The organism is Bacteroidota bacterium (assembly GCA_034723125.1).
GTDB lineage: Bacteria > Bacteroidota > Bacteroidia > CAILMK01 > JAAYUY01 > JAYEOP01.
On the sequence record JAYEOP010000055.1, the window covers coordinates 1 to 5385 of the forward strand.

At 29.1% G+C, this 5385-nt stretch carries 5 protein-coding genes; all 5 read right to left on the reverse strand.

The genetic code is table 11. From position 1 onward, the window contains the following. Positions 1–1268, reverse strand: a 1268-nt coding sequence (locus U9R42_01805) for a hypothetical protein (GenBank protein MEA3494748.1), incomplete at its 3' end; no start/stop codon positions are given. Positions 1269–1271: 3 nt separating this feature from the next. Then, positions 1272–2699, reverse strand: coding sequence for an oligosaccharide flippase family protein (locus tag U9R42_01810; GenBank protein ID MEA3494749.1), 1428 nt, complete (start codon positions 2697–2699; stop codon positions 1272–1274). Positions 2700–2708: 9 nt separating this feature from the next. Further along, entirely contained in the window at positions 2709–3614 is a 906-nt protein-coding gene (locus U9R42_01815) for a sulfotransferase (protein MEA3494750.1), read from the reverse strand. Between the two features lie 2 nt (positions 3615–3616). After that, the gene (locus U9R42_01820; GenBank protein MEA3494751.1) at positions 3617–4678 is read right to left on the reverse strand and encodes a nucleotidyltransferase family protein; all 1062 of its coding nucleotides are present in this window, start codon (positions 4676–4678) and stop codon (positions 3617–3619) included. A 2-nt stretch (positions 4679–4680) separates the two neighbouring features. Next, positions 4681–5385, reverse strand: a 705-nt coding sequence (locus U9R42_01825) for an acylneuraminate cytidylyltransferase family protein (protein MEA3494752.1), incomplete at its 5' end; no start/stop codon positions are given.

Sequence of the window (5385 nt, forward strand, 5' to 3'; positions counted from 1 at the left end):
GCCTCATATACAACTGACGACCACATAGTTACATGCATATCAGTATTTTTTAAAATAAAAAACAAAGGTAATTTGGAAGCATAGTATAACACAACATTCGAATTTGGTATTTTTTTAACACGTTCAAAAACTTCTTCTTTCCTATCAAGCATCAATGGATGTAATCTGAAAAACCAATGAATATTTTCAGGAGACTTTTCAACTGCCTCCAGTAAGTGAGTTGGCAACGGGTCAGGTTCAGGTTGTAAAGATACAAGGACATTTATTTGTCCTTCTTTAAAAACTTTTTCCGTTAAATTTCTCTCAACAATATCATAAATCTCCGAATCATCTTTCAACCATTCGCTTACCCATGGATTACCCCCCACAACTGTCCGATGATTCTTGCTTTTTACTACATTCGCGAAAACACTTTCATTAGCTTTTCCCCAAAGCCAAAAAATTGAAGGTAATAATTTATATCCATCATCAGGGAAATTATTATATCTAACATTTAAGCTCCAAGAACCATGTTGCAATTCAACAGATTCTATACCTAACTTTTTGCAGGCAAGTATTGCAGGAAAAATAATATCCGAAAAGGAAACAATAAAAAACACTGTTTTTAGATGCATCTTTTTAAAAAGGCTTTCATATTCTTTAGCTCTGAAAAATATTAAATCCAATTTATCAATTAATTCATCTTCACTAAAAGGTAGTGTCAATTCCAGTGTTTTTAAATATTCTTTAAATTTTTCAAAACTTTCAATTCTTTGCTTTTTCCGTTTAAAAAATTTAGAAAATAAGTATTTAATCTGTGCTTTTGCTAAAAGTCCATTAAGAATAAATGCATCATTAAAAATCGGGAGTTTTTGTTTTGTCTTTTTTACAAACTCAACAATTTCATACTTTCCATAATTTTTTAAAAGGCTCTCAATACCATTAGCAAAGGGATGGATACTTTTGTTATTTATAGAAATATTTCTTGCCTTGTCTTCAGAGATAAAAAGATAATCGATATTTTTCCTACCTAATCCGGTTTTATAATTTAGATTCTTTAGAAAATTCAATCCTAAAAATGAAGCTAACAAAACTTTAAATTGAAATAATAATCTTTTAAAAACACTTTTTTTATCAGGCTTTTTAAAAAATTCAGGAGATTTTAAAAATTGAAACAAAAGATAAACTCTTATATATGGATAAATATTCAGAGATTTATATTTTAAAGTATCAATAGGAAATTCTTTTTCCATTTTATCAAACATTCTTTCTGCTTCCAAATATTTCATAGCCTATTTTTTTGAAATATATTTTTTAAATATTGTATTAAACTCATTTTTGTATTTGTAAAAAACCACTATTGAAAAAGATGAAAAAATTACTAATTTTATAAGGATAGAATAAACAAGAGAAACAGAATAATAATTTAAAAGATAGCTAAATGAGAAAAATCCTATCAAAACAATAATTAAAATTGCAAAATTGAACATTGGAGGAACATGAAGTTTGAGAACATACTTTGTTATAAACCAACCAAATGCAGCCATTACAAAATATGAAGCAATTGTAGTGTAAGCCGCTACTTCATATCCATGTATTGGAATCAGCCATACATTTAATAAAATGTTAATTACTCCAGCCGATAAAGAAGCAACAGATAGCCAAATTGTTTTGTAGGAATAGGAAATTTTTCTACTAAAAAATCCCCAAATACCCCAAAATACATAACCAAGAACAACATACGGAATTAAATATAAAGCGGAAACATAATTCTTGTGTGCTATCAACAAACCGAGGTCAGGACCGAACAACATTAAAAACATAGCAGCTATTAACATCATTCGAAAAATCTTACTGATATCAGCATCAATTTTTTTGAAATTTTTTACTTTCATATCGTCATAAAAATCAGGTGTCCATGCTTGCAACAAAGCAATAACAACAATTGAAAGCAACATCCCGATATTGTATGCAAGACTGTACAAACCAGCATCTTCGCTTCCTGTGTAGCCTTTTATCATTATTCTGTCAAATTGAGCGAGAATAATTCCGCTAAGTGCATGAGGTAATCTTGGAAGAGAATATTTTAAAATGAATGTTAAATGTTTTTTTGATAAAGCTGTTTTAAAAAATGGTTTCAGGTAGTAAATCATTACAATACTCAAAAGTCCACCAATTACTAATTGTCCGAGAATAACAGCAAAATATTTTTGTTCTTTGTAAAGAATCAATAGCCCGATACCTAAAGCAAAACCAATATAAGCCTTTAAAACTTCAATTGTTGCAACAAGCTTACTTCTTCTTTGAGCAACAAAAATTTGTCTAAAAATAAGGCTTGCTAATTGAATTACAACATAAGGAATCATTAGAAGTACAAGCTTACGAGGCATTTCCAGTAAGTTGCTTACTGCATCCGAAAAAATTGTAAAAACAACTATTGAAATAAAAAGAATTGACGAGGCAAGAATAACAGATGTTCCAAAGAAACTATTAAAATCATCCTTTTGTTCATACCAATATCTACTTATTGCAGTATGAGAATTTAAAGTAAGAATGATTACAAAAATTCCAACATAGCTTAAAAATACATTGTAAACACCATATTCTTCGGTTGTTAAAAGATAGGTAAGAACAGGAATAGAAATAAAGCCCAACGCCTTTGTAGCCAAGGATGCAGAAAAATAATTCGTTGAATGTTTTAATGTATCTATAAGTGCCATGTAAAATTCTTATAAAGGATAATCATATTTCCCAAGTTCAAGGTCATACTTTTTATCTAAATAATTATTTGATTCCTGATAATATGATTTTAAATATTCTATAAATTTTTTGTCAATAATTTTTTTCTTGGATTTAGCAAAAAAGAAAGGGTCAAATGTATTTTGTAAAAAAGAGCGAAACATTGGATGAAAAAATTTGCCGGGCATAATTGCTCCAGTATTCATAGGGCTTTTTAAAAACTGATTTGCAAATCGTAACAATCCAACCGAAAAAGGAGACAGACTACGATTTACCTTAAAATTTTTTAAATCTCCATCAAAATCCTTAACACCAATAAATAAGAATAACTCTGAAAGATATTTCTCAGGATTTTTTTTTAGATGCTCATAAGTTTTTACAAAAACAGAATCTTGACCGAAAATATCAGAATAATAATCAAGAAGTTTGTGATATTTCAAATAATTAAGAGAAAAACTAACAGGCTTGGGAGCAGGCAATTCAATGAATTTTTTAAAATTACAATTCCCACCTTGATTAACATATTGTTTGTAAAGTGAGTCAATCATGGCAATTTGATTTCTAACAGTGATAATAATTTTTGCATCAGGAAAAATTTCTTTCAAATTATCAGCTATTCTTTTACTGTTAAAACCCCTTTTAAAAACATCACCAGAAAGACTTTCAATTGATATTAGCACAGGTTTTTCTTTATCAATATTTAATTCAGAATATTTTTTTTTAAATGATTCAGGATTAAAATCCAAATCATCAATATATCTAAGGTCGAGAAGCCACTTATTTTCATTTTTATAATGGTCTAAATAATTTATCTCCTTATGAAAAGGAAAAATAAACCTTTGCAACCATGTTGTTGCTGTTTTGGGATAACCGATATGAATAAATACTTTGCTCATTTTTATCCTGATATTTTTTTAACGGCTGTTTTGTACTCTTCCCACTGCCCCACATCAATGTATGAATTTTCAGAAACGGGATACACACCAATACTTTTACCTTGCTTCTTCAACTCATTTATTAGGTCTGTAATATGATAAAATATATTTTCAGGAATAAATTCCAATACTTCAGGTTCAAGAAGATACATTCCTGTATTAATTAAAAAATCATATTCAGGTTTTTCCTTTAAAATACCAAGTTCTCCTTCACCTTTAATTTCACAAACGCCATAAGGAATTGTGTAATTTTTCATTGAAGCAATTAAAGTAAGGTCAAAACCTCCGCTTTTATGAAATTCAAAAATCTGTGAATAATCCGTTTCAATAATTATATCACAATTTGAAACAAAAAAAGAACTCTTAAGTTTCCCTGAAAGAAGTTTTAAAGAACCTGCTGTTCCCAATGGTTTTTCCTCATTGAGATATGACAAACGATAATTTGTAACAGCATCTTCAAAATAAGCTTTTATCATTTTCCCTTTGTGATTTATGGAAATAATAAAATCCCTCATTCCGAATTTGGAATAATTATCCATTATTAATTCAATAATCGGTTTATCTCCAATTGGAATTAATGGCTTTGGCAAAATCCTTGTAAACGGGTCAAGGCGAGTGCCACGCCCTCCAGCCATAATTACTACAGGCAAAGATATTTGTTCATATTCTACTTTTTCATCTTTTGTAAAAACCTTGCTCCAATGAAGAAGATCAATGATTACTTTTTCCTTGTTTATTATAGGAATTGCATCAATGTTTTTCTTAACCATAACAGTTTTAACATTCTCCAAATCATAATTTCTATAAACAGAAACAGGTTCCCTATTGCAAACTTCTGCTACACTACCTTCAATATTACCTTTTTTTATAATCCATCTTCTGATATCCCCATCTGTTAATGCACCATACAAGCAGTTGTTTTCATCAACAACAAACAAATTCTTTTTTGCACCTGTATTAAGTTTTTTAAGAGCATCTTTTAGGGATGTTTCTTTTTTAATAAAAAGCTTTTTTATATCTATCATACTTATGCTTTTTTTAATTTTAGTAACTGTTCAGCAAGTAATAAATCAATTTTTTCATCAATATCAACCGACCTTTCCTTTGGCATAATATACGCAAATGTTTTGTCTCCGTATAAAGATTTATTCTCTCTGTAAAAATTTACATTCGCCAAATAAATTGCTCCGTTTATCCAATAATAATCAGGCATTTCCTGACGAATTGAATTAGAAACTTTTTTATTAATAAAATCTTTCATATTCAAATCATCAGCAATTGTATTCATCAAATAAGGTGGTTGAGAAACCTGACGAACCGAAACTACCGCTTCTGCTTTTTTTTGAAAATACAATTCAATAGCATTGTCAATATCCTCTACCGTCCTTAATGGCGATGTCGGTTGTAAAAGTATAAAATGCTGAAATAAAATTGATGTCTGAGAATAATAATCAAGCACATGAAAAATTACATCTATGCTTTTTGAATTATCGGTTGAAAGATGCTCCGGACGTAAGAAGGGAATTCTTAGTCCAAAATTTTCTACTGTTTTTTGAATTTTCTCACTATCAGTTGAAACAAAAATCTCATCAATATATTTACTATTTTGAGCCACTTCAATAGTCCATGCAATTAATGGCTTCCCTGCAAGATTAATAATATTTTTATCCTTTAATCCCTTGCTCCCACCACGTGCAGGAATAATTGCTAATATTTTTTCTTTTTTAAACAT